This is a genomic window from Mesorhizobium loti (genome assembly GCF_003148495.1).
In the GTDB taxonomy this organism is placed as follows: Bacteria; Pseudomonadota; Alphaproteobacteria; order Rhizobiales; family Rhizobiaceae; genus Mesorhizobium; species Mesorhizobium loti.
In genome coordinates this window covers 91,591-110,191 of record NZ_QGGH01000003.1, presented here as the reverse complement: position 1 = coordinate 110,191, position 18,601 = coordinate 91,591, and the positions used below count along the sequence as shown (strand labels likewise).

Sequence of the window (18,601 nt, the reverse complement as noted above, 5' to 3'; positions counted from 1 at the left end):
TCGGTGGGACGTCACGCAGCTGGCGGCCCCGCCTTCCGCAGTGACGCCTGGTGCACCAGCGAGGTCCAGCTGTTGGTCGAGGCGAGGTGGCAGTAGAGCATGCCGAGCGCGCCGGATTTACGCAGGTCGAGAAACGCCTCGTCGATCAATTGCTCCAGCGGTTCATCGACGGCCGAGCTTCAGTGTCAGGTGTCGCAAAACCTGACCGAAGCCAAGACCGGTCAGCGTGTGCTGACGGTGACCGTGCGCCGCGACAAGGGCAATGGCAGCCTGGCCATGTTGCTCGCTTTGCCGCACGGCCTGTTCCTGCCGTCCGGCGCCTCCTACCAGATCGACCAGGGCCAGAAGACGACCGTCGCCATCCAGACCAGCGACCAGAACGGCGCCTACGCCGCCGCACCGCTGTCGCCGGAACTCATCGCCGCCATGAAAGCGGGAACCAACCTCAACATCGGCATGGAATCCGTGACGCGAAAGCCGGTGACCATTCCGGTCTCGCTGGCCGGCTTCACCGCCGCGATCGACAAGCTGGAAGCCATCAAATAGCTGACATGCTTGACCAGCCGGCCGATTGCGATGCGGCTGACAGCTGCGGCCGCTAACTCTGTATCCAGCGATTACCCGGTATTTGCCCCTTGAACGTCGATGCCCGGAATGCTCCGTTGCCGCTTCAGACATTCGGAGAAACCCATGACAGGCTTTGTCGACCGCGAGCGCGCGGCTCAACTGATGGACCGCGCCGGCATCGAGGCGCTGGTGCTGTGCGCGCCCGAGGCCTTTCACTATGCGACCGGTGCCTCGATCGGACCGGCCGGGTTGTTCCGGCGCGCCGGCGCCGGCTTCGTCGTCATCCCGGCTGGCCAGGACCTGCCGATCGGCGTCGTGGTGGCGGATTTCAATGCGGGACAGTTGCAACGGGTTCTGCCGGACGCTGTCATCCGCAGCCATCCGATCTGGATCGAAACCGCCACGCTTGACGCCTCGACCTCAGGGCAAGGGTTGGCGCAACGCATCGAGGCCGGCCTTGCTTCGTCCAGCCGGGCGCGTGGTTTTTCTCGACCCGCGACATTCGAACTCGCCCATTCCGTCCGCGCGCTGAAGGAGATCCTGAAGGGCTTCGGCCTCGAGCGCGCAACGCTCGGCGTCGATCTCGATTTCATCGCCACCGCCGATTTCTCTGCCATGCAGGCACTGCTGCCGGGCTGCGCGATGGTTGACGGCTCGGCGGTGCTCGACAGGCTGCGGGCCATCAAGTCGCAACGCGAGATCGACCTTCTCCAGCAAGGCATCATCCTGTCGGAAGCCGGGCTGGACCTGCTGCAGGTGGATGCCATGGCCGGCATGCGCCAGGCCGATCTCATAGCGCTCTACCGGGAAGGTGTCACCACGGCCGCGGCCGGACTGGCCCATCCGGTCGCCACGGCCGAATATGTCACGCTCGGCGCCCGTGCCAAAAGCACCGATGCGAAAGCCATGCCCGGCGATCCGCTGAAGTGCGACATGGTCTGCACGGTCGGCGGCTATGCCTCCGACATGTCGCGCAACTTCACCTTCGGGCCGCCATCCGCCGAGCAGGCCGAACTGCATGCGATCGCCGAACAGGCCTTCGAGGACGGGCTGGCATCCCTTGTCCCCGGCAACACCCTCGCCCATGTGCATCGCGTCGCCACCGACAGCCTGGCGCGGCAAGGGCTGCGCTCTTACCGCCGCGGTCATTTCGGCCATGGTGTCGGCCAGTCGGTCTTCTCAGAACAATGGCCCTTCATCGCGGCCGACAGCGATGTCGTGATCGAAGCCGGCATGGTGCTGGCCTTCGAGATCCCGCTCTACATCGACGGCCTCGCCAGCTTCAATCTCGAGGACCAGTTCCTGATCACGCCGGACGGACCTGTTGCCATGAACCGCTTGCCGAGGCGCTTGGAGACAATCGGTTAGCCGGCTTATGCACTCACCGGCGGCCGCCTCTCCTTCCACGGCATCTCCTGTTCGAGCTGCGCCGCCGCGGCCAGCACCGTGGCCTCGTCGCCGTAGCGGCCGACCAGTTGCACGCCGATCGGCACGCCGCCTTTCGACCAGCCGAGCGGCAGCGAGATCGCCGGCTGGCCGGAAATGTTGAAGGGGAAGGCAAACACCGAGTCCGCCCATTTGGCGTTGTAGCGGTCGATGTCGGTTTCCGACATGTCGTAATAGCCGAACGGGCGCGGCAGCTGGGTCAGTGTCGGGGTTATGAAGAGATCGTAGGCGCCGAGGTCGCCGACGATGTCGCGGCCGATCTGCCTGAGTTGCTCGACATCGGAGATGTGCCTGGTGCCGCTGGTCGAGCGGCCGCGCTCGATGATCGCCCAGGTCACCGCCTCCACGTCGCCTGGCGTCACCGGCCGGCCGATGACCGTTTCAAGGTAGTCGAAGGTCGCCGCCGTCTGCACGCAGGTCATGTTGGTGTAGGTCTTCCACACCGTGGTAGCGTCGAGCGCCATGTCGTGCTCCTCGACATGGTGGCCGAGACGCTCGAGCGCCGCCACGGTTGCCAGCACCGCCGCCTTCACCTCCGCATCGATCGCCGTGCCGTTGGGCGGCGTGATGGAGAAGCCGATGCGCAGCTTCTTCGGTGCCCGCGTCGACAGGCTGAGCCACGAACCGTCCGGCACCGGCGGCGTATAGGGGTCGCCCGGCAGCGCGCCGGCGACCGCATCGAGATAGGCCGCGGTGTCGCGCACGGTGCGCGAGCAGCACAGGAAATAGGCGCCGCCATACCAATAGTCGCCGAAAGGCGCGAGGCTGACACGGCCGCGCGACGGTTTTAGCCCGACAATGCCGCAGCAGGAGGCCGGGATGCGGATCGAGCCGGCGCCATCGCTGGCCTCGGCGATCGGCACCATGCGGGAAGCGATGGCCGCGGCAGCACCGCCGCTTGAGCCGCCCGGCGTGATGCCGTCCTTCCACGGGTTCTTGGTCACACCGTAGAGTTTTGGTTCCGTGGTGATCGACCAGCCGTTTTCCGGCGCATTCGATTTGCCGACCAGCACCAGCCCGGCCGCCTTCATGCGGCGAACCACTTCGGTGTCGAAGTCGGCGACGACGTCTTTCAGGTAGAAGCACGAATTGGTGTTTGGCGCGCCTGTCCAGGACGAAGCCAGCTCCTTGAGCAGGAACGGCACGCCGGCGAAGGGTGCTGATTTGTCGACCGTCTCGGCCTGGGTGCGCGCCATGTCGTAGAGGCGGTGAATGACCGCGTTGAGCGCCGGGTTGAGCCGCTCGACCAGCGTGATCGCTACCTCCACCAGTTCCGCCGGCGAAACCTGGCCGCTGCGCACCAGCCCGGCCAGGTCGAGTGCATCGGACTCGGCATAGGTTTTCAGCAGACTGTCGGTGACCATGTCTCTCTCCCTCAACCAATGGGCTTTGTGTTGATGCCCCACAGATAACCGCGTTCGGGCAGCGGCCCCCTCACCCAGCCTCCGCTTCGCTCGGCTGACCTCTCCAAGGGAGGAGAGGAGACTGTCGCGCGCTGGCGCCCCCCTCTTCTCCCCAGCGGGGAGAAGGTGGCCGCGAAGCGGCCGGATGAGGGGGCTGGCGCGACTTCAGGCCAGGTCGACGGTCCGCCCCAGCGCGATGCTCTGCTCGGCGGCGAGCACGATGCGCAGGCTGTTGACCGCCGCATCCATCTGCTCTGTGAGGTCGAGATCCTCGCGGATGGCGCGCAGGAAGAAGGCCTGCTCGCGGTCGCAGAGTTCCTGATGGCCGGGCTCGTCCTCCATGCTGACGATCTCGTCGGGCTTCGAGAAATTCTTGTCGCCGTCGACCTGCGCGTAATGGATCTTCAGCGCATCGGTCTTGGTGTGGCGGTCGATGTCGGCGGAGTTCGAGACTTCAGCGGTGTCGGCAGCGCTGCTCGCCTGTTGGCCCGCGACGATCGACACCGCGCCCTTGGGGCCGACCACGTCCTTCACGAAATAGGCCGTCTCGCTCATCATCGGGCCCCATCCGGCCTCGTACCAGCCGACCGAGCCGTCATCGAAGGTGACGTGCAGATGGCCGTAATTCTGCTTGTCGGCTTCCGCCCACAATTTGGCGCCGATGCCGTGCACGCGCACCGGCTTGGCGCCGGTCAGCTGGCACATGACGTCGACATAGTGCACTCCGCAGTCGACGATCGGGATCAGCGAATCGATCAGGTTCTTGTGCCAGTGCCAGGCGCTGCCGCTGCTCTGCTGGTTGAGGTTGAGCCGCATCACCAGCGGCTTGCCGAGCGTCTTGCCGACCTCGATGAACTTGATCCAGGAGGGATGGACGCGCAGGATATAGCCGAGCACGAGCTTGCGGTTCTTGGCCCGCGCCGCCGCGACAACCTTTTCGGCATCCTCATTGTTGGTGGCGAGCGGCTTTTCCATGAACACATGGCAGTTGGCGGCGATTGCCTTCAGCGCGTATTCGGCGTGGGTGTTCGGCCAGCTGTTGATCGAGACGGCGTCGGGCCTGGTCTCCTTCAGCGCCTGGTCGAAATCCTCATAGAGCGGATAGCCGGCCAGTTCGGCCGGGATCTTCGTGTTGCTCTTGATCGAGCGGCTCATGATGCCGACGATCTCGAAACCGTCGAGCCGGTGATAGGCGCTGGCATGCGACGCACCCATATTGCCGAGACCCACCACCAGCACTTTTACCTTGTCGGACACCGCTACCTCCCACGCTTTTCATTGAAATGGATTGCGGGCGGCAATCGTGTCGCCGCCCGATCTTGTTGTCGCCGGTTCCTACTTGATCGCCGAATCGAACAGATGCGCCTTGATCTTCTCGACATCGAGCGCGGCAAAGCCTTCCGACAGCTTGTATCCGTCGGCGTCGGCCTTGACCTTGGCCTTGTCGAAATCATTGGCCGGGCCGATCAGGTCGTTGGTGCAGACATCCTCGGCCTTCACCGGAGCGGTGATCTGGCCGATCTTGTGGATCTCGTCGAAGAAGCCCTGCCAGCTCGCCATATCGTGCGAGCCCCAGCCGCCGCGCTTGTCCATGTCGCCGCGGAAGACGTTGATCTGCTGCAGGATCGAGGTGGTGCCGAGTTCGGGTCCCAGATTCTTGGCCAGCGTCGGGAACTGCTCGAACACCGCTTCGACGGCCGCGCGCGGATTCTGGTAGCCGAATTCGAGGCCCATCGCCCAGCCGCGCAGATATTTCTCCAGGAACGCCTTGCGGTCGGGATCCTCGAGGTCGGCGGCGCGCACGACGAAGGTGTTGGCCGGCAGCTTCGAATTCTGCACGCCGAGCCAGTATTCGAAGTCGAGCCCCTTGGCGATCCACTCGGCGCGGAGCCCCTCCCATGACAGGGCAGCGTCGCCCTGGCCGCCGGCAAGGGCCGTGCCCCAGGTCGGCCAGCCGGCCTCGACATATTTCACCTTCTTGATGTCGACGCCTTGCGCGGCCAGCAGCGGGTCGGTGATCGACTGCCAGGCGGCGGAGCCGAGCAGGATGGTCTTGCCTTCCAGCTTCTTCAGATCGTTCGATCCCTCGCCCTTGCGGAAGGCGAAGCTGAACGTGTCGCGCGCGCCCATGTGGAACACCGACTTAAGCTTCATGCCGTTCTGGATGGCGAAGGAGAACACGCCGGGCGACGGGAAGCCCATATCGGCCTGGCCGACGTCGACGAACTTCACCGTCGCGGTGCCGTCCGATGGTCCCGGCTGCATGTCGGTGTCCAGCCCATCGAAATAGCCCGCCTTCTTGGCCGCCCAGTAGGGATAGTCGTCGAGCACTTCGAGCGTGCCGCGCGGCGAGATCCAGGTGAATTTTCCGTAGGGTTCGGCGCTGGCCTTGAGGCCAGTGGCGCCGAGCGCGGTTGCCGTCACCAGCCCGGCGCCGGTCACCTGCAGGAAATAGCGGCGGCTGATCCCCGCCGGGTTGATCGAGTTCTCTTTGGTCATGGCATTCCCCTTTTTGTTTGACGTCAGTCTCTTGCCGCCCGCCTCCTGGGCGCCGCCTTATCCTTTGTGTTCAAGCCTCCCAGCTCGCCCATTTCTTGCCGATCAGGAAGAACAGCACGTAGATCAGGATGCCGAGCGTCGACAGGATCAGCACCACCGCGAAGAACTGCGGCATCTGGATCATCGACGAATAGGTGGTCAGCCGGTTGCCGAGGCCGAAACCGCCGCCGACCATCTCGGCGCCGACCGCGGTCAACAGGCCGAAGATGGCGCCGATCATCAGCCCGACCAGGATCATCGGCAGCGCCATCGGCGCGCGGATCTTCCAGAAGATCTGCAAGGTGCTGGCGCCATAGGAGCGCGCCAGCGCGATCTTGGCACTGTCGACGCGACGGAAACCGGTGGCGGCATTGATCATCACCATCGGGCCGGCGGCCAGCGCCACCGCGATGATGCGCGGCGTGTAGCCGAAGCCGAAGCGCAGGATCAGAAGCGGCACCAGCGCCAGCATCGGCGTGGTGACGAGCAGCAGGATGTAAGGCGCGACGATCTTCTCGGCGAACGGGAACTGGGTGATGACGGCGGCCAGCACCAGGCCGATGATAGCGCCGATGGTGAAGCCGGACACCAGCTCGACCAGCGTGTAGCCGAGATGCGGCGCAATCAGCGGAAACTCGTCGAACAGCGCATAGGCGATCGAGCTCGGCGGCGGCATGATGTAGAGCGGCACGTGGAACAGGCGCAGCGCCAGCTCGATGCCGCCGATGATGATCACCGCCACCGCAAGAATGGCCGCCACCTCCTTGCCCGACTTGATGCCGGGGCCGCTGGCGAAGGCCGACAGATTGGTCAGGCTGACCTCGTGGCCGTCACCGGTCTTGGACTTCGAGAATTCCGGAATGGCGTCGCCTCCGCTCACGGCCTGATCCTCACGATCTCGGCGCTCGGGCGCTCCGGCGCTTTTGGCCGCGTGCGTTCGCCGACAATGTCCATCTTGATCCGGTTGGTGAGGTCGAAGACCTCTTTCGTCGCCATGATCTCCAGCGAGCGTGGCCGCGCAAACGGCACGCGATACTCCTTGGCGACGCGACCCGGCCGGGCGCTCAGCACCACCACCCGGTCGGAGAGGAAGATCGCCTCCTCGATGCTGTGGGTGATGAAGACGATGGTGGTCTTGGTGTCGAGCCAGATCTCCTCGACCAGCCGGTTCATCTCCTCGCGGGTAAAACTGTCGAGCGCGCCGAACGGCTCGTCCATCAGCAGCACCGATGGCTTCAGCGCCAGCGCCCGCACGATCGCCGCGCGCTGTTGCATGCCGCCCGACAGTTCGCGCGGAAACTTGCCGCCGAATCCGTCGAGCCCGACGCGGTTGAGCAGATGCGCGATCCATGCCCGGTCCGGCTTCTCGCCCTTGATCTCGAAGGGGAAGCGGATGTTGGCATCGAGATTGCGCCACGGCAGAAGGTTCGCTTCCTGGAAGACGATGCCGATATCGGGATGCGGGCCGGTGATGGTCTTCCCGTCAAGCCGGATCTCGCCGCTGGTCAGGCTGTGCAGGCCCGACATCGACCACAAAAGGGTCGTCTTGCCGCAACCGGACGGACCGACGATCGAGACGATTTCATTGGCACTGACATCGAGGCTGCAACGGTCCAGCGCCAGCAGGTCGCCGGAAGCCGTATGATAGATCTTGGTCGCTGCCTGCACGCCAAGCTTCGGGTTTCTTGCATCGCCCGTGTTCATCTGCCCCCCGGGAAGATTGCGCGATGATCCACTGGCTCACCCGACCGCGAAATCAGTCTGTAACTATCCTACTTTCCTGTCAAGCACGAGCGCTGGTACCCGTATCATAAAAATGGACATGCATATCTATCTAATTGTTTTCCCGATGTTTTCATGACCTTGAAATATATGTTGCTTTCCTACATACTTCCGAACTCGCACGGCCTGGAAGGAAGCGGAGAAGGTGAGGTTTCCCCAACGACACGCTACGGTTGCGATGTGGTCAGGCACGTGGAGCCATGACGTGCAAACATGCTAAGACGGCAGCCACGCAACCCAGGGAAAGACCAGGACCCCATGACCGAAGCTGGCAGCCAGGACGAGCCTGTTCCAGGCCACGATACTGAGGGGCGCGATCCTGTCCGGCGCATTCCCGACATCATCTCGCTGGTCAAGGATTCCTACAGCGAATTGCGCCCGGCCGAACGGCGTGTCGCCGATGTCGTGCTCGACGATGTCAAATATGCCGTCGACGCCTCCAATGCCGCCCTTGCCCAGCGCGCCGGGGTCAGCGAACCGACGGTGACCCGGTTCTGCCGCGCCATCGGCTGCGAGGGCGTGCGCGACTTTAAGCTGAAGCTGGCGCAGAGCCTCGTCGTCGGGGCGCTCTATCTGGCCAAGTCACCTTCCGTCAGCAACGACAATGGCATGCCGTTCTGGAATGCCGTGTTCGGCGAGGCGCGCCGGGCGCTGCAGGAGGCCGAGCGGCAGCTCGACCCGGCGCAATTGCAGAAGGCGGCCGAACTGATCGCCAAGGCGCGGCAGGTCACAGTCTTCGGCCTCGGCGGCAGCTCCTCGGCGCTGGCGCAGGAAACCCAGTACCGGCTGTTCCGCTACGGCATATCAGTCAGCGCCCAGTGCGATCCCTATCTGATGCGCATGACCGCCTCGACGCTCAAGCCCGGCGATCTGGTGATCGCCATTTCGGCGACCGGGCGCACCCGCGAGGTGATCGAGGCCGTCGAACTCGCCAAGCACTACCGCGCCAATGCGATCGCGGTGACCGCGCCCGACACCGAACTGGCGCGTGCCTGCGACGTCAGGCTGACGGTGGCGGTGCCCGAATATCCCGACACGCTGAAGCCGACGGCGTCGCGCTTCGCCTTCCTGGCGGCGATCGACCTTTTGGCGGTTGCCTCGGCCTACAAGCTCGACGGTTCGGCCCGCGAGACCGTGCGCCGCATCAAATACAACGCCCAGATCCACCGCACCGGCAAGGAGATGGAGCCGCTCGGAGACTAGCTCCCTTCACCTCGTTCACGGGGAGGTGAGGAATGGTCCGCGTAGCGGACGAAAAGCCAACTGCTTGGCTTTTCGAACGACGAACGCCGGCAGGCGGATGAGGGGCGGCGCTGAGTTCGACAATTGAGATTTTGCGCCATGTGTCGGCGCACGCACAAAGAGGGAAGAAATGCTCGAAATAGCACCGACGAAACAGGCCGCCGCATGGCTCGAATCCCTGGCGCAGGCGCTCGAAGCCGGCGATGGGTCGGCAGCGAGCAACCTGTTCGTCGACGACTGCTATTGGCGCGATCTCCTGACCTTCACCTGGAACATCACGACCATGGAAGGCCGCGAGGCGATCGCCGACATGCTGGCGGCGGCGCTGGCGACGACCAAGCCCAAGGCATGGCAGCTGACCGGCGAGGCGACCTCGGACGAGGGCACCATCGAAGCCTGGTTCAGCTTCGAAACAGCAGTGGCGTCAGGAGAGGGCATCATGCGGCTGCGCGACGGCCGCTGCCGGACATTGTTCACGGCGATGACCGACCTCAAAGGGTTCGAGGAGCGCAAGGGGGCGGAGCGGCCGCTGGGTGTGCGCCACAAGGCCGATCCCAGGCGCGAGACCTGGTCGGAGGCGCGGGCGCGCGAGACGCGCGAGCTTGGCGCTGACGAGCAGCCCTACTGCCTGGTCATCGGTGGCGGCCAGGGCGGCATCATGCTGGGCGCGCGGCTGCGCCAGCTCGGCGTGCCCACCATCGTCATCGAGAAGAATGCAAGGCCGGGCGACTCCTGGCGCAACCGCTACCGCACCCTCGTGCTGCACGACCCGGTCTGGTACGACCATCTGCCCTACATTCCCTTCCCCGAAAACTGGCCGGTGTTCACGCCCAAGGACAAGATGGGCGACTGGCTGGAAATGTACACGCGCGTCATGGAGCTCAACTATTGGGTCGCCACGAAATGCCTTAGCGCCAGCTATGACGAGGTGGAGAAAGTCTGGACCGTGGTGGTCGACCGCGTCGGCCGGCACATCACGCTGAAGCCGAAGCACATCGTCTTCGCCACCGGCGCTTATGGCCCGCCACGGCGGATCGATCTGCCGGGCGCCGATCAGTTCAAGGGCGAGCTTCTGCACTCCAGCCAGTATTCCAGCGGCGAGAAATTTCGTGGCAGGAAGGTCGCCGTCATCGGCGCGGCAAGCTCTGGGCACGATGTCTGCGTCGACCTCTGGGAGAGCGGCGCCGAGGTGACCATGATCCAGCGCTCACCGACGACGGTGGTCAAATCGGACACGCTGATGGAGGTCGGCTTCGAGATCTTTTCGGAGACGGCGCTGGCACGCGGCATAACCACCGAGAAGGCCGACATGATCGTCGCCTCGACGCCGTTCGCGCTGGTGCCCAAGGGCCAGCGGGCGCTCTACGAGGTGATCAAGGCGCGCGACGCGGCCTTCTATGATCGCTTACGCGCCGCCGGCTTCGCCATCGATTTCGGCGACGACGAAACCGGCCTTTTGATGAAGGCCTACCGCACCGGCTCCGGCTACTACATCGATGTCGGCGCTTCGGATCTCATCATCGACGGAGAGATCGGCGTCCGCAGCGGCGTCGCCATCAAGTCGCTGACACCGAACGGCATTCTGTTCGAGGACGGCAGCGAACTTGCCGCCGACGCCATTATCGCCTGCACCGGCTATCAGTCGATGAACGAGACGGTGGCGGCGATCGTCTCTCGCGACGTCGCCGACGAGGTCGGCCCCTGTTGGGGGCTTGGCTCGGGCGTCAAGGGCGACCCCGGACCATGGCAAGGCGAGCTGCGCAACATGTGGAAGCCGACCGCGCAGGAAGCGCTCTGGTTCCACGGCGGCAATCTGGCGCTGTCGAGGTTTTACTCCAAATATGTGGCGCTGCAGATCAAGGCACGCATGGAAGGTATCGCGACGCCGGTTTACGGAAAGCCGAGCAACTCCTGATCCGGTACGCCAGTAGCGTTGGGCCACTACACGAAATTGCTTGCGAACTTTTCAGATGTGGTGAGTAGTCTCCCTGTGTTGCCTGGCAATTCCTGGGGGGAAGCTGGTGGGACTGCTGAGAGGACTTCGTATAAAGCTGGGACTGAAAAAGGACCCGTTGCCGCCATTGCCAGGCGTTGAGATTGGCCGTCATACCTACGGTCTCAACAAGAGATCGTTCTATATGCCGCATGAAAACGTGCCGGTGCGAATAGGCTCGTTCTGTTCGGTTGGCCCGGAAGTTCTCTTCGTCTGCGCGGCCGAACACGGGGTCGGCACCGCAACCACCTATCCGATCCACCGTATGTACGGAAAGGCCCGAAGCGGTCCCGAGCCCTCCGGCAAGGGGCCGATCACCGTCGGCAACGACGTGTGGTTCGGTGCTCGTTGTACCATCCTGAGCGGTGTCACGATCGGCAACGGTGCGGTCATCGGTGCGGGAGCCATCGTCACCAGGAACATTCCCGGCTACGCCATCGCGGTCGGCAATCCCGCTCGTGTCCTCAGATACAGATTCTCGCCGGGAGTCATCGAGCGCCTGCAGACGCTGGAATGGTGGAATTGGAGCGACGATCTGATTCGTGAGCGCATCGAGCTTTTGATGACGATCGACGCCGAGCGCTTCGTCGGCATGCTGGATCCGGCCTGACTGCGCTGACATCCAACGACCGTCAGCAGAAAGGCGCAGCATCAATCGTGCCGATGTCCAAAATGCCTCGCCGCAACCTCGACATGCGTATGCCGCTCATGCGGCTCAAAACGCTCGGTCTCGCTGACATCGTTGACCGCCTCGTTCGGCCACCAGGTGCCGCCGATGGCGATGCCTTCGCAGATCAGCCGCTGGTCGGCGACCAGCGATGCGCCAACCGCGTCGACGAAGGTGAAGCGGCCCGGGCGCTGCCGTAGCACGGCGACGTCGCCGACAGTGCCGACCGCCAGCGTGCCCAGATCAGGTCTGGCGATCGCCTGCGCCGGCGCTTGTGTCGCGGCGCGTAGGACCTCGACCAGCGGCATGCCGAGCGCCAAAAGCTTCGACATGCAAACCAGGATGTCGAAGGCCGGCCCATCGACGCAGTAGAGATGCACATCGCTGCTGATCACGTCCGGCGCCAGCCCTTCCTGGAGCATCGCCCTGGCGACGGCGAAATCGAACGAGCCCATGCCGTGGCCGATGTCGAAGATGACACCACGCTCGCGCGCCAGCCGCATGTCCGGCCGCACCGCGCCGGACGCGAAGACCGGCGCGTTGGGGAATGGGCGGAAGCAGTGGGTGAGGATATCGCCCTTGCGCAGGCGCGGCAGCACTTCCGAGCGGCCGGGCGGCGGCTCGTCGATATGCGCCATCAGCGGCAGGCCAGCCTGGTCGGCAGCCTCCAGCGCGAGATCCACCGGGGCGATGCCGCTGGTCCCGCCGGCGTGCTTGCCGGAGCGAACTTTTACGCCGACCACGACATCGCGGTGTTCACGCACCGCTGCCACAACCTCGCGCGGCTCGCATAGCCTGAGGTCGCTGCATTCGCCGACCGACACCGTCTGCGAGAAGCCGAAGATGCCGGCAAAGGAAATGTTGACATAGGCCAGGATGCGAACCTTCGAGCGCTCCATGACGTGGCGGCGGAAGCCGAGGAAATTGCCGGCTCCCGCACTGCCCGCATCGATGAAGGTGGTGGTGCCGCTCTTGGCGGCCAGCCGATCGGCATCGACGCCGAGCGAGGTGCCGCCCCAATAGACGTGGCTATGCAGGTCGACGAGGCCTGGTGTGACGATGCAGCCGCCGGCATCGACGACCTGCGCGGCGCGGTCGGCCGGGACATCGGCGTCGACCGCCGCAATGCGGCCATTGGCAATGGCGACATCGCGCGGCGCATCGAGCCCGGACGCCGGGTCGATCAGCCGTCCGCCCTTCAGCAGGAGGTCGAATTGCATTGAGGTCACCTCCGGTTCGCCAGCTTCGCTTAGAGAGGCCGGTAGGCGACCGCTTCGACTTCGATCTTGATGTCGATCATCAGCCGCGATTCGACCGTGGTGCGGGCCGGCGGGTTCTTCGGAAAGTGCCTGGCATAGACAGCGTTGAAGGCGCCGAAATCGCGCGCGTCCTCCAGCCAGACCGTCGTCTTCACGACATCGTCCAGGGTGCAGCCGGCGAGCGCCAACGCGGCCTTGATGTTGGCGAGCACCTGTTCTGTCTGTTCCGTTATGCCGCCCTTGACCACGATGCCGTCGCTGCCGACGGGCACCTGGCCGGAGACATAAACGAGATCACCGGCCCGCACGGCTGGCGACAGCGGCACATGCGACGTTCCAAAACATTGCTTGGGCAAGGGAAGGCCTCCTCTGATGACAGGACGGATGCCGTGGCAGCGCCCGCTTGCGTCGACATTTACCCCGATCGGGGCGATCCTCATAGGGGCCTTGTTGGAAAGCAACATTCTTCGAAATCTATGTTGCTTTATTACAGAAGCGCTTGCATCGTGAGCGCTGTCGGGCTGCCTTTGCAGCCGCAACGCACAGACGCATTTGCCGGACCGGAGACAATAGCAATGACCTACGACAAGAACCCGTTTCCATCAGGCGATGCGGATCGCCACGCGCTCTGGGAAATGCTGGTGCGGCGCGACATCGACGCCTTCATCGGCCAGGACTGGTCCATGGTCGAGGATGATTTCGTCGCCGACAGCTTCTTCGGCATGCACGCGCATTTCCTCAGCAATGCCGACGCCTGGCGGCTGCAGTTTCCGAGGCTGGAAATCTATCGCGACGAGTGGCTGCGCCAGGCCAAGGAGACGGCGGCGACCAAATTCGCCGAGCCGCTGCGCGAGGCGCTGTTTCGCGTCACCAACATGCGCGACATCGATGTCGATGGCGACCGCGCCGTGCTGCACAAGAAATTCGACGGCTCGGTTGCCAAGGCGGATGGCAGCGTCGACAGGCTGAAATGGCAGACGCTGTATTTCTGCAGGAAGGTCGGCGGACATTGGAAGATCGCGGGCTTTGTCGGCTATATGCCGCATCCGCTCGGCAGCTAGGAACCGATCAGTAGAGCGTGACGAAGGCTGGAAACAGCAGGCCGGTCGCCCGGAAATGCTCGACCAGTTCGATGGCCGGGAAGATGGCGAGGAAATAAAGCCCGTCGAAAAACGTACGCTTGAGCGCCCGCGTCGAGAACTGCAGCTCGTCATGGTCGTGGTACAGCCAAGGATTTGGCCAGAAGCGGGGCGTGTCCTTGGTATAGGCAAGGTAGGCCGGGCCGAATTTGCCGAGCAGGAATTCGGCCTCCTTTCGCGCCGTGACGCGAAAGATGAAGAAGCTGGCGAGGCCCAGCGCCAGCGCCGCCACCATCGAGCCGTAGAGCAATCCGACGCCGACCGCGCCGACCGTCGAGAAGAAATAGAGCGGGTTCTGGGTTGTCGAGAACGGTCCCGTCGAGACCAGTTCCTCGTTCTTCTTGCCGCCGACATAGAGGATGCTCCAGAGTCGTCCGACGACGCAGGCGAGCACCAGGCAGAAGCCGAGGAGTTCGAGCCTTTCGTGCCCGTCCGAGCCCTCGCTCAGCGCCGGTTTGGTGAGAAACAGCAGCAGCACCGCCAGCAGCGCCGCGGCCCGCACGAAGATCAACCGCTTGCGCTGGTCGAAGGCCTGTGAAACCGGCTTGAGGGAAGCGTAGGTCATTCTTGTTTTCCTTGGGCTTCGACAACCGGCGTTGAGCAGGTTCGGGGCACTGGTCACCACATTGATGGCGGATGCAAGGCGCCCGCATTTCATCAGCGCATCGCGAGGCATTCGTAAAGGCCTTTTGCGCGATCCACGCCCATTCTTACGAATTTGTATGCCGCCGGACAGGCTGATGTGAAGTCGCATCCCTATCGTTCGGATGCCGGCCTGCCATTTAAGGGCCGGCTTCCATCGCGGCAGCCCGACCGCCGGCATCAAACAAGGAATGGTTTCATGAGAAGATTTGCGCTTGCCATCGCGGTCGGCACCCTCGCCATCTCCGGCGCGATTTCCACCGTCTTTGCCGCCACCGCGCCCTGCGAGGAGACGTTGAAAGCCCTTCGCGCGGCCGAGGCAACGGCCACGCTCAGCGCCGCCGACAAGGCGAAGGTCTCGGAGCTGGAGACCAAGGGCATCGAGCGCTGCAATGCGGACGACGACAAACGCGCCGACGACTTCTTCGCTCAGGCCATGAAGGTCATGGGCAAGTAATTCCGCGAACCAGCCTCAGGATATCAGCCATGCTCTCGCCCAACACGCAACCCCCAGCCGGACCAGGCCACCACAGGGTTCCGGATGTCACGATCGATTTCTGGCTGATCAAGCTGATGGCGGTGACCATGGGCGAGACGGCGGCCGACTATCTCGCCGTCAACCTGGGACTTGGGCTGACCGTTACATCGCTGATCATGTCGGGCGTGCTGATCGTAGCGCTTGTCTTGCAGTTCGCGCAGAAACGCTACGTGCCATGGGCCTACTGGCTGGCGGTGGTGCTGATCAGCGTCGTTGGTACACTGGTGACGGACAATCTCGTCGACAATTTCGGCGTGCGCCTGCAGACGACGACCATCGCTTTCTCGGTCGTGCTCGCCGCAACATTCGCCGTCTGGTACGCCAGCGAAAGGACTCTGTCGATCCACACCATCTTCACCACCCGACGCGAGACCTTCTACTGGCTGGCGATCCTCTTCACCTTCTCGCTCGGCACCGCCGCCGGCGACCTCGTCGCCGAGACCTTCGACATGGGCTACCTCACGTCAGGCCTGCTGTTCGGCGGGGTGATCGCGCTGATCGCGCTCGCCTATTATCTACTCCACCTGGACGCCATCCTGGCCTTCTGGCTTGCCTACATCCTGACCCGCCCGCTTGGCGCCTCCTTCGGTGACCTGCTGTCGCAGCCGGTCGAATATGGCGGCCTCGGCTTCGGCACGACCTTCACCAGCCTGATCTTCCTCGGCTGCATCATTGCCCTTGTTCTCTACATGACCCTGAAGAAAACCGCCGACGATGCCGACGAAATCCTGCTGGAGTCGGATTGAAACCTTGGCTTCGTCAGGGAAGCGGCCTGAATGCCTGCCATCCTAGGAACGGACCCATGCCGGTGCTACCCTGCCCCAGATCTCGGCAACGGACCGGACCTTTCATGCGACTTCTTCTCGTCGAGGACGACCACAGGACCGCCGACTACATCGTCAAGGGACTGACCGAGGCCGGCCATGTCTGCGACTTGCTTCGCAACGGACATGACGCACTTTTCGCGGCAACCAGCGGCAGCTATGACGTGATCGTCGCCGATCGTATGATCCCGGGCCTCGACGGCCTGTCGATGGTCAAGGCGATCCGCGCCGCCGGCGTACGGACGCCGGCCATCTTTCTCACCTCGGTCGGCGGCATCGACGACCGCGTCGAAGGGCTCGAGGCGGGCGGCGACGACTATCTGGTCAAGCCCTTCGCCTTTTCCGAGCTTCTCGCCCGCATCAACGCGCTCGGCCGACGGCCGGCCGCGCAGGAGCAGAAAACCGTTCTGCGGGTTGCCGACCTCGAAATGGACCTGATCATGCGGCGCGTTATCAGGCAGGGCCAGCCGATCGACCTGCAGCCCAGGGAGTTCAGCCTGCTGGAAGTGCTGATGCGCGGCGAGGGCCGCGTCATCACCCGCACCATGCTTCTGGAGCGCGTCTGGGATTTTCATTTCGATCCCAGGACTAGCGTCGTCGAAACCCATATCAGCCGGCTGCGGGCCAAGATCGACAAGCCATTCGAAACCCAGCTCATCCACACGGTCCGCAACACCGGCTACAGCCTGCACGCGGCGCCATGACCGGAACATGGTCCCGCCTGCTGCGCAGCACGCCGTTCCGACTTGCCTTGACCTTCGCCTTCCTGTTCGTGCTGGCCTTCGTCTTGTCGGGCGCCATCGTCTACCAGATGATGAGTGCCGATCTTGCCGAGCGGCTCGACGACACCATCAAGGAAACCTACGCGGTCGTTGCCGCGACCTATGCCGACAACGATCTCAAGGAGCTGGTGGAGACTGTCGGCAGCCACTCCATGCGCAGCCTCAAGAAGGAACAGCTGTTTTCGCTGACCGACGCGGCCGGAAACCATCTGGCCGGCAATTTCACCGCGGCAGAGCTTCCCGACGGCTTTTCGATGTTCGACGCCGTATTGCCCGGCGTGCCGCCGGGGGCCGAATACCGCGCCTATTCCGGCTCGATCGGCGGCAACACCCTGACCGTCGCCTTCAGCCTTTCCGAGACGGAGGAGCTGGAAGAGGTGGTGCTGATGAGCTTCGGCTGGGGGACGCTGATCATCACCGGGCTGGCGGTCGCCGGCGGCGCCCTGCTGGCCTCGCGCGTCCAGCGCCGTCTCGACGGCATCGCCGCCACCATGGTGGATGTCTCGCATGGACGGCTGGATACCCGCATTCCGCTGACCGGCAAGGGCGACGATATCGACATCGTCTCCAACCAGGTCAATGCCGCGCTCGACCGCCTGTCGGCGCTGGTCGAGGGCATGAAACAGGTCAGCGCCAACATCGCGCACGATCTGAAGACGCCGCTCAACCGATTGCAGATGATCCTCGACACCGCGTCGGAAAAGAACCTGTCGGGTCAGAAGGTCGCCGGCGAACTGGCGGAGGCGCATGCCGAGAGCCTGCAGATCAACGAGACCTTCGATGCGCTGCTGCGCATCGCGCAGATCGAGGCCGGCGCCCGCCGGGCGCGATTCACCGATGTCGATCTGGGCGAGGTTCTGCAAACCATCGCCGAGATCTATGCCGACGTTGCCGAGGACGACGGAAAATCGCTGTCGTCAGTGCAGCTGTGCGAGACGGCGGAGCGTATCCACGGCGACAGGGAGCTGCTGACGCAGATGTTCGCCAATCTGGTCGAGAACGCACTACGCCATTGTCCATCAGGCACATCCATCAAACTGTCGGTGACGCGCCAGGGCGAGCGCGTTGTGGCCAGCGTCGCCGACAACGGTCCCGGCATTCCGGCGGAAGAGCGTGAGAAAGTGTTCCAGCGGCTTTACCGGCTGGACCACAGCCGGTCGACGCCGGGCAGCGGCCTCGGCCTCAGCCTTGTCAGGGCCATCGCCGATCTGCATGGCGCCTCGATTATGCTCGAGGATTGCCGACCTGGACTTGCGGTATCGGTCAGTTTTCCCACAGCGATGGATTAGCCGGCGAAACGCCTGGTGCAGTCCAAGTCCTCAGAAGCCCCGCCTAGCGGTCTATACGCGTCGACAGGATGATCGATGACAAAGTCCGTTCGACCCCGTCCATGGCGCCGATCTGGTCGAGCAGCATATCGAGATCGCGGATCGACGGCGCGTCGATAATGACGATCATGTCGAAATTGCCGCTGACCGAATGCAGCGTCCTAACCGGCGCCAGGGCGCGCAGGCCGCGCACCACCTTGTCGGCGAGCTTGGGCGTCACGGTGAGCAGCACATGCGCTCGCACCAGCCCCTGCTCATAGTCCGGCGCCAGCCGCACACCATAGCCGGTGATGATGCCGCGCAGTTCCAGCCGCTCGATGCGGCTCTGCACCGTCGTGCGGGAAACGCCAAGCCGCCGCGCGAGCTCGGCGGTCGAGGCGCGCGCATTTTCGCGCAGCAGGGAAAGCAGGGCCTGTTCGGCTTCACTGAGCATTTTGACGATTCCTCTCGG

Annotated in this window: 20 protein-coding genes; 10 read left to right on the top strand and 10 right to left on the bottom strand. The window is 63.9% G+C overall.

Annotated features, from left to right (window positions below; translation table 11 throughout):
* Nucleotides 1-11: 11 nt before the first annotated feature.
* A complete protein-coding gene (locus C8D77_RS13925; RefSeq protein WP_215732067.1) occupies nucleotides 12-149 on the bottom strand; it encodes a hypothetical protein in 138 nt (45 codons plus the stop codon).
* A gap of 40 nt (nucleotides 150-189) precedes the next feature.
* Here C8D77_RS13925 and C8D77_RS13920 point away from each other — a divergent pair, with 40 nt between their 5' ends.
* Both C8D77_RS13920 and C8D77_RS13915 read left to right on the top strand, forming a co-directional pair.
* Nucleotides 190-546 (top strand): invasion associated locus B family protein, encoded by a 357-nt coding sequence (locus C8D77_RS13920; RefSeq protein ID WP_245468918.1) that lies wholly within the window; start codon nucleotides 190-192, stop codon nucleotides 544-546.
* A 144-nt stretch (nucleotides 547-690) separates the two neighbouring features.
* Nucleotides 691-1,935: a M24 family metallopeptidase gene (locus C8D77_RS13915; protein ID WP_109663647.1), complete on the top strand. Its 1,245-nt coding sequence runs from the start codon at nucleotides 691-693 to the stop codon at nucleotides 1,933-1,935.
* A 5-nt stretch (nucleotides 1,936-1,940) separates the two neighbouring features.
* On the opposite strand, the gene C8D77_RS13910 is transcribed toward C8D77_RS13915, so the two are convergent.
* The 5 genes from C8D77_RS13910 to C8D77_RS13885 form a co-directional block, all read right to left on the bottom strand.
* Complete coding sequence (locus tag C8D77_RS13910) at nucleotides 1,941-3,377, bottom strand: amidase (protein ID WP_109663645.1); 1,437 nt, start codon at nucleotides 3,375-3,377, stop codon at nucleotides 1,941-1,943.
* A 204-nt stretch (nucleotides 3,378-3,581) separates the two neighbouring features.
* Nucleotides 3,582-4,673 carry a Gfo/Idh/MocA family protein gene (locus tag C8D77_RS13900; protein ID WP_109663640.1) on the bottom strand — a complete coding sequence of 364 codons (1,092 nt, stop codon included), beginning with the start codon at nucleotides 4,671-4,673 and terminating at the stop codon, nucleotides 3,582-3,584.
* 78 nt (nucleotides 4,674-4,751) lie between these two features.
* Nucleotides 4,752-5,915, bottom strand: coding sequence for an ABC transporter substrate-binding protein (locus tag C8D77_RS13895; protein ID WP_109663638.1), 1,164 nt, complete (start codon nucleotides 5,913-5,915; stop codon nucleotides 4,752-4,754).
* A gap of 70 nt (nucleotides 5,916-5,985) precedes the next feature.
* Nucleotides 5,986-6,834, bottom strand: a complete 849-nt coding sequence (locus tag C8D77_RS13890; protein WP_109663636.1) for an ABC transporter permease — start codon at nucleotides 6,832-6,834, stop codon at nucleotides 5,986-5,988.
* The gene (locus C8D77_RS13885; protein ID WP_109663634.1) at nucleotides 6,831-7,658 is read right to left on the bottom strand and encodes an ABC transporter ATP-binding protein; all 828 of its coding nucleotides are present in this window, start codon (nucleotides 7,656-7,658) and stop codon (nucleotides 6,831-6,833) included. The genes C8D77_RS13890 and C8D77_RS13885 overlap by 4 nt, the downstream gene beginning before the upstream one ends.
* A gap of 336 nt (nucleotides 7,659-7,994) precedes the next feature.
* Between C8D77_RS13885 and C8D77_RS13880 the strand changes: the two genes are divergently transcribed.
* From C8D77_RS13880 to C8D77_RS13870, 3 genes are all read left to right on the top strand, one after another.
* The gene (locus tag C8D77_RS13880) at nucleotides 7,995-8,939 is read left to right on the top strand and encodes a MurR/RpiR family transcriptional regulator (RefSeq protein WP_109663632.1); all 945 of its coding nucleotides are present in this window, start codon (nucleotides 7,995-7,997) and stop codon (nucleotides 8,937-8,939) included.
* A 169-nt stretch (nucleotides 8,940-9,108) separates the two neighbouring features.
* Nucleotides 9,109-10,893 carry an NAD(P)/FAD-dependent oxidoreductase gene (locus tag C8D77_RS13875; protein ID WP_109663630.1) on the top strand — a complete coding sequence of 595 codons (1,785 nt, stop codon included), beginning with the start codon at nucleotides 9,109-9,111 and terminating at the stop codon, nucleotides 10,891-10,893.
* A gap of 223 nt (nucleotides 10,894-11,116) precedes the next feature.
* Complete coding sequence (locus C8D77_RS13870; RefSeq protein WP_109663627.1) at nucleotides 11,117-11,581, top strand: CatB-related O-acetyltransferase; 465 nt, start codon at nucleotides 11,117-11,119, stop codon at nucleotides 11,579-11,581.
* Nucleotides 11,582-11,622: 41 nt separating this feature from the next.
* Here the strand turns inward: C8D77_RS13870 and C8D77_RS13865 are convergent, their stop codons facing one another.
* Both C8D77_RS13865 and C8D77_RS13860 read right to left on the bottom strand, forming a co-directional pair.
* Nucleotides 11,623-12,858, bottom strand: coding sequence for an amidohydrolase/deacetylase family metallohydrolase (locus C8D77_RS13865; RefSeq protein WP_109663625.1), 1,236 nt, complete (start codon nucleotides 12,856-12,858; stop codon nucleotides 11,623-11,625).
* A 29-nt stretch (nucleotides 12,859-12,887) separates the two neighbouring features.
* On the bottom strand, nucleotides 12,888-13,253 hold the full coding sequence (locus C8D77_RS13860) for a RidA family protein (RefSeq protein ID WP_109665318.1): 366 nt from the start codon (nucleotides 13,251-13,253) through the stop codon (nucleotides 12,888-12,890).
* 219 nt (nucleotides 13,254-13,472) lie between these two features.
* Here C8D77_RS13860 and C8D77_RS13855 point away from each other — a divergent pair, with 219 nt between their 5' ends.
* On the top strand, nucleotides 13,473-13,958 hold the full coding sequence (locus tag C8D77_RS13855) for a hypothetical protein (RefSeq protein ID WP_109663623.1): 486 nt from the start codon (nucleotides 13,473-13,475) through the stop codon (nucleotides 13,956-13,958).
* A gap of 7 nt (nucleotides 13,959-13,965) precedes the next feature.
* Here C8D77_RS13855 and C8D77_RS13850 read toward each other — a convergent pair whose 3' ends face one another.
* Nucleotides 13,966-14,601, bottom strand: a complete 636-nt coding sequence (locus C8D77_RS13850) for a methyltransferase family protein (protein ID WP_109665314.1) — start codon at nucleotides 14,599-14,601, stop codon at nucleotides 13,966-13,968.
* A gap of 276 nt (nucleotides 14,602-14,877) precedes the next feature.
* Here C8D77_RS13850 and C8D77_RS13845 point away from each other — a divergent pair, with 276 nt between their 5' ends.
* The 4 genes from C8D77_RS13845 to C8D77_RS13830 all read left to right on the top strand — a co-directional run bounded on the left by C8D77_RS13845 (nucleotide 14,878) and on the right by C8D77_RS13830 (nucleotide 18,111).
* On the top strand, nucleotides 14,878-15,135 hold the full coding sequence (locus tag C8D77_RS13845; RefSeq protein WP_109665312.1) for a hypothetical protein: 258 nt from the start codon (nucleotides 14,878-14,880) through the stop codon (nucleotides 15,133-15,135).
* Nucleotides 15,136-15,164: 29 nt separating this feature from the next.
* Nucleotides 15,165-15,962: a COG4705 family protein gene (locus tag C8D77_RS13840; RefSeq protein ID WP_109663621.1), complete on the top strand. Its 798-nt coding sequence runs from the start codon at nucleotides 15,165-15,167 to the stop codon at nucleotides 15,960-15,962.
* Nucleotides 15,963-16,066: 104 nt separating this feature from the next.
* Nucleotides 16,067-16,744, top strand: coding sequence for a winged helix-turn-helix domain-containing protein (locus C8D77_RS13835; protein WP_109663619.1), 678 nt, complete (start codon nucleotides 16,067-16,069; stop codon nucleotides 16,742-16,744).
* Entirely contained in the window at nucleotides 16,741-18,111 is a 1,371-nt protein-coding gene (locus C8D77_RS13830; RefSeq protein WP_109663616.1) for a HAMP domain-containing sensor histidine kinase, read from the top strand. Before C8D77_RS13835 ends, C8D77_RS13830 begins: the two co-directional genes overlap by 4 nt.
* A gap of 43 nt (nucleotides 18,112-18,154) precedes the next feature.
* Here C8D77_RS13830 and C8D77_RS13825 read toward each other — a convergent pair whose 3' ends face one another.
* Nucleotides 18,155-18,583 carry an Lrp/AsnC family transcriptional regulator gene (locus C8D77_RS13825; protein WP_109663614.1) on the bottom strand — a complete coding sequence of 143 codons (429 nt, stop codon included), beginning with the start codon at nucleotides 18,581-18,583 and terminating at the stop codon, nucleotides 18,155-18,157.
* Nucleotides 18,584-18,601 lie beyond the last annotated feature (18 nt).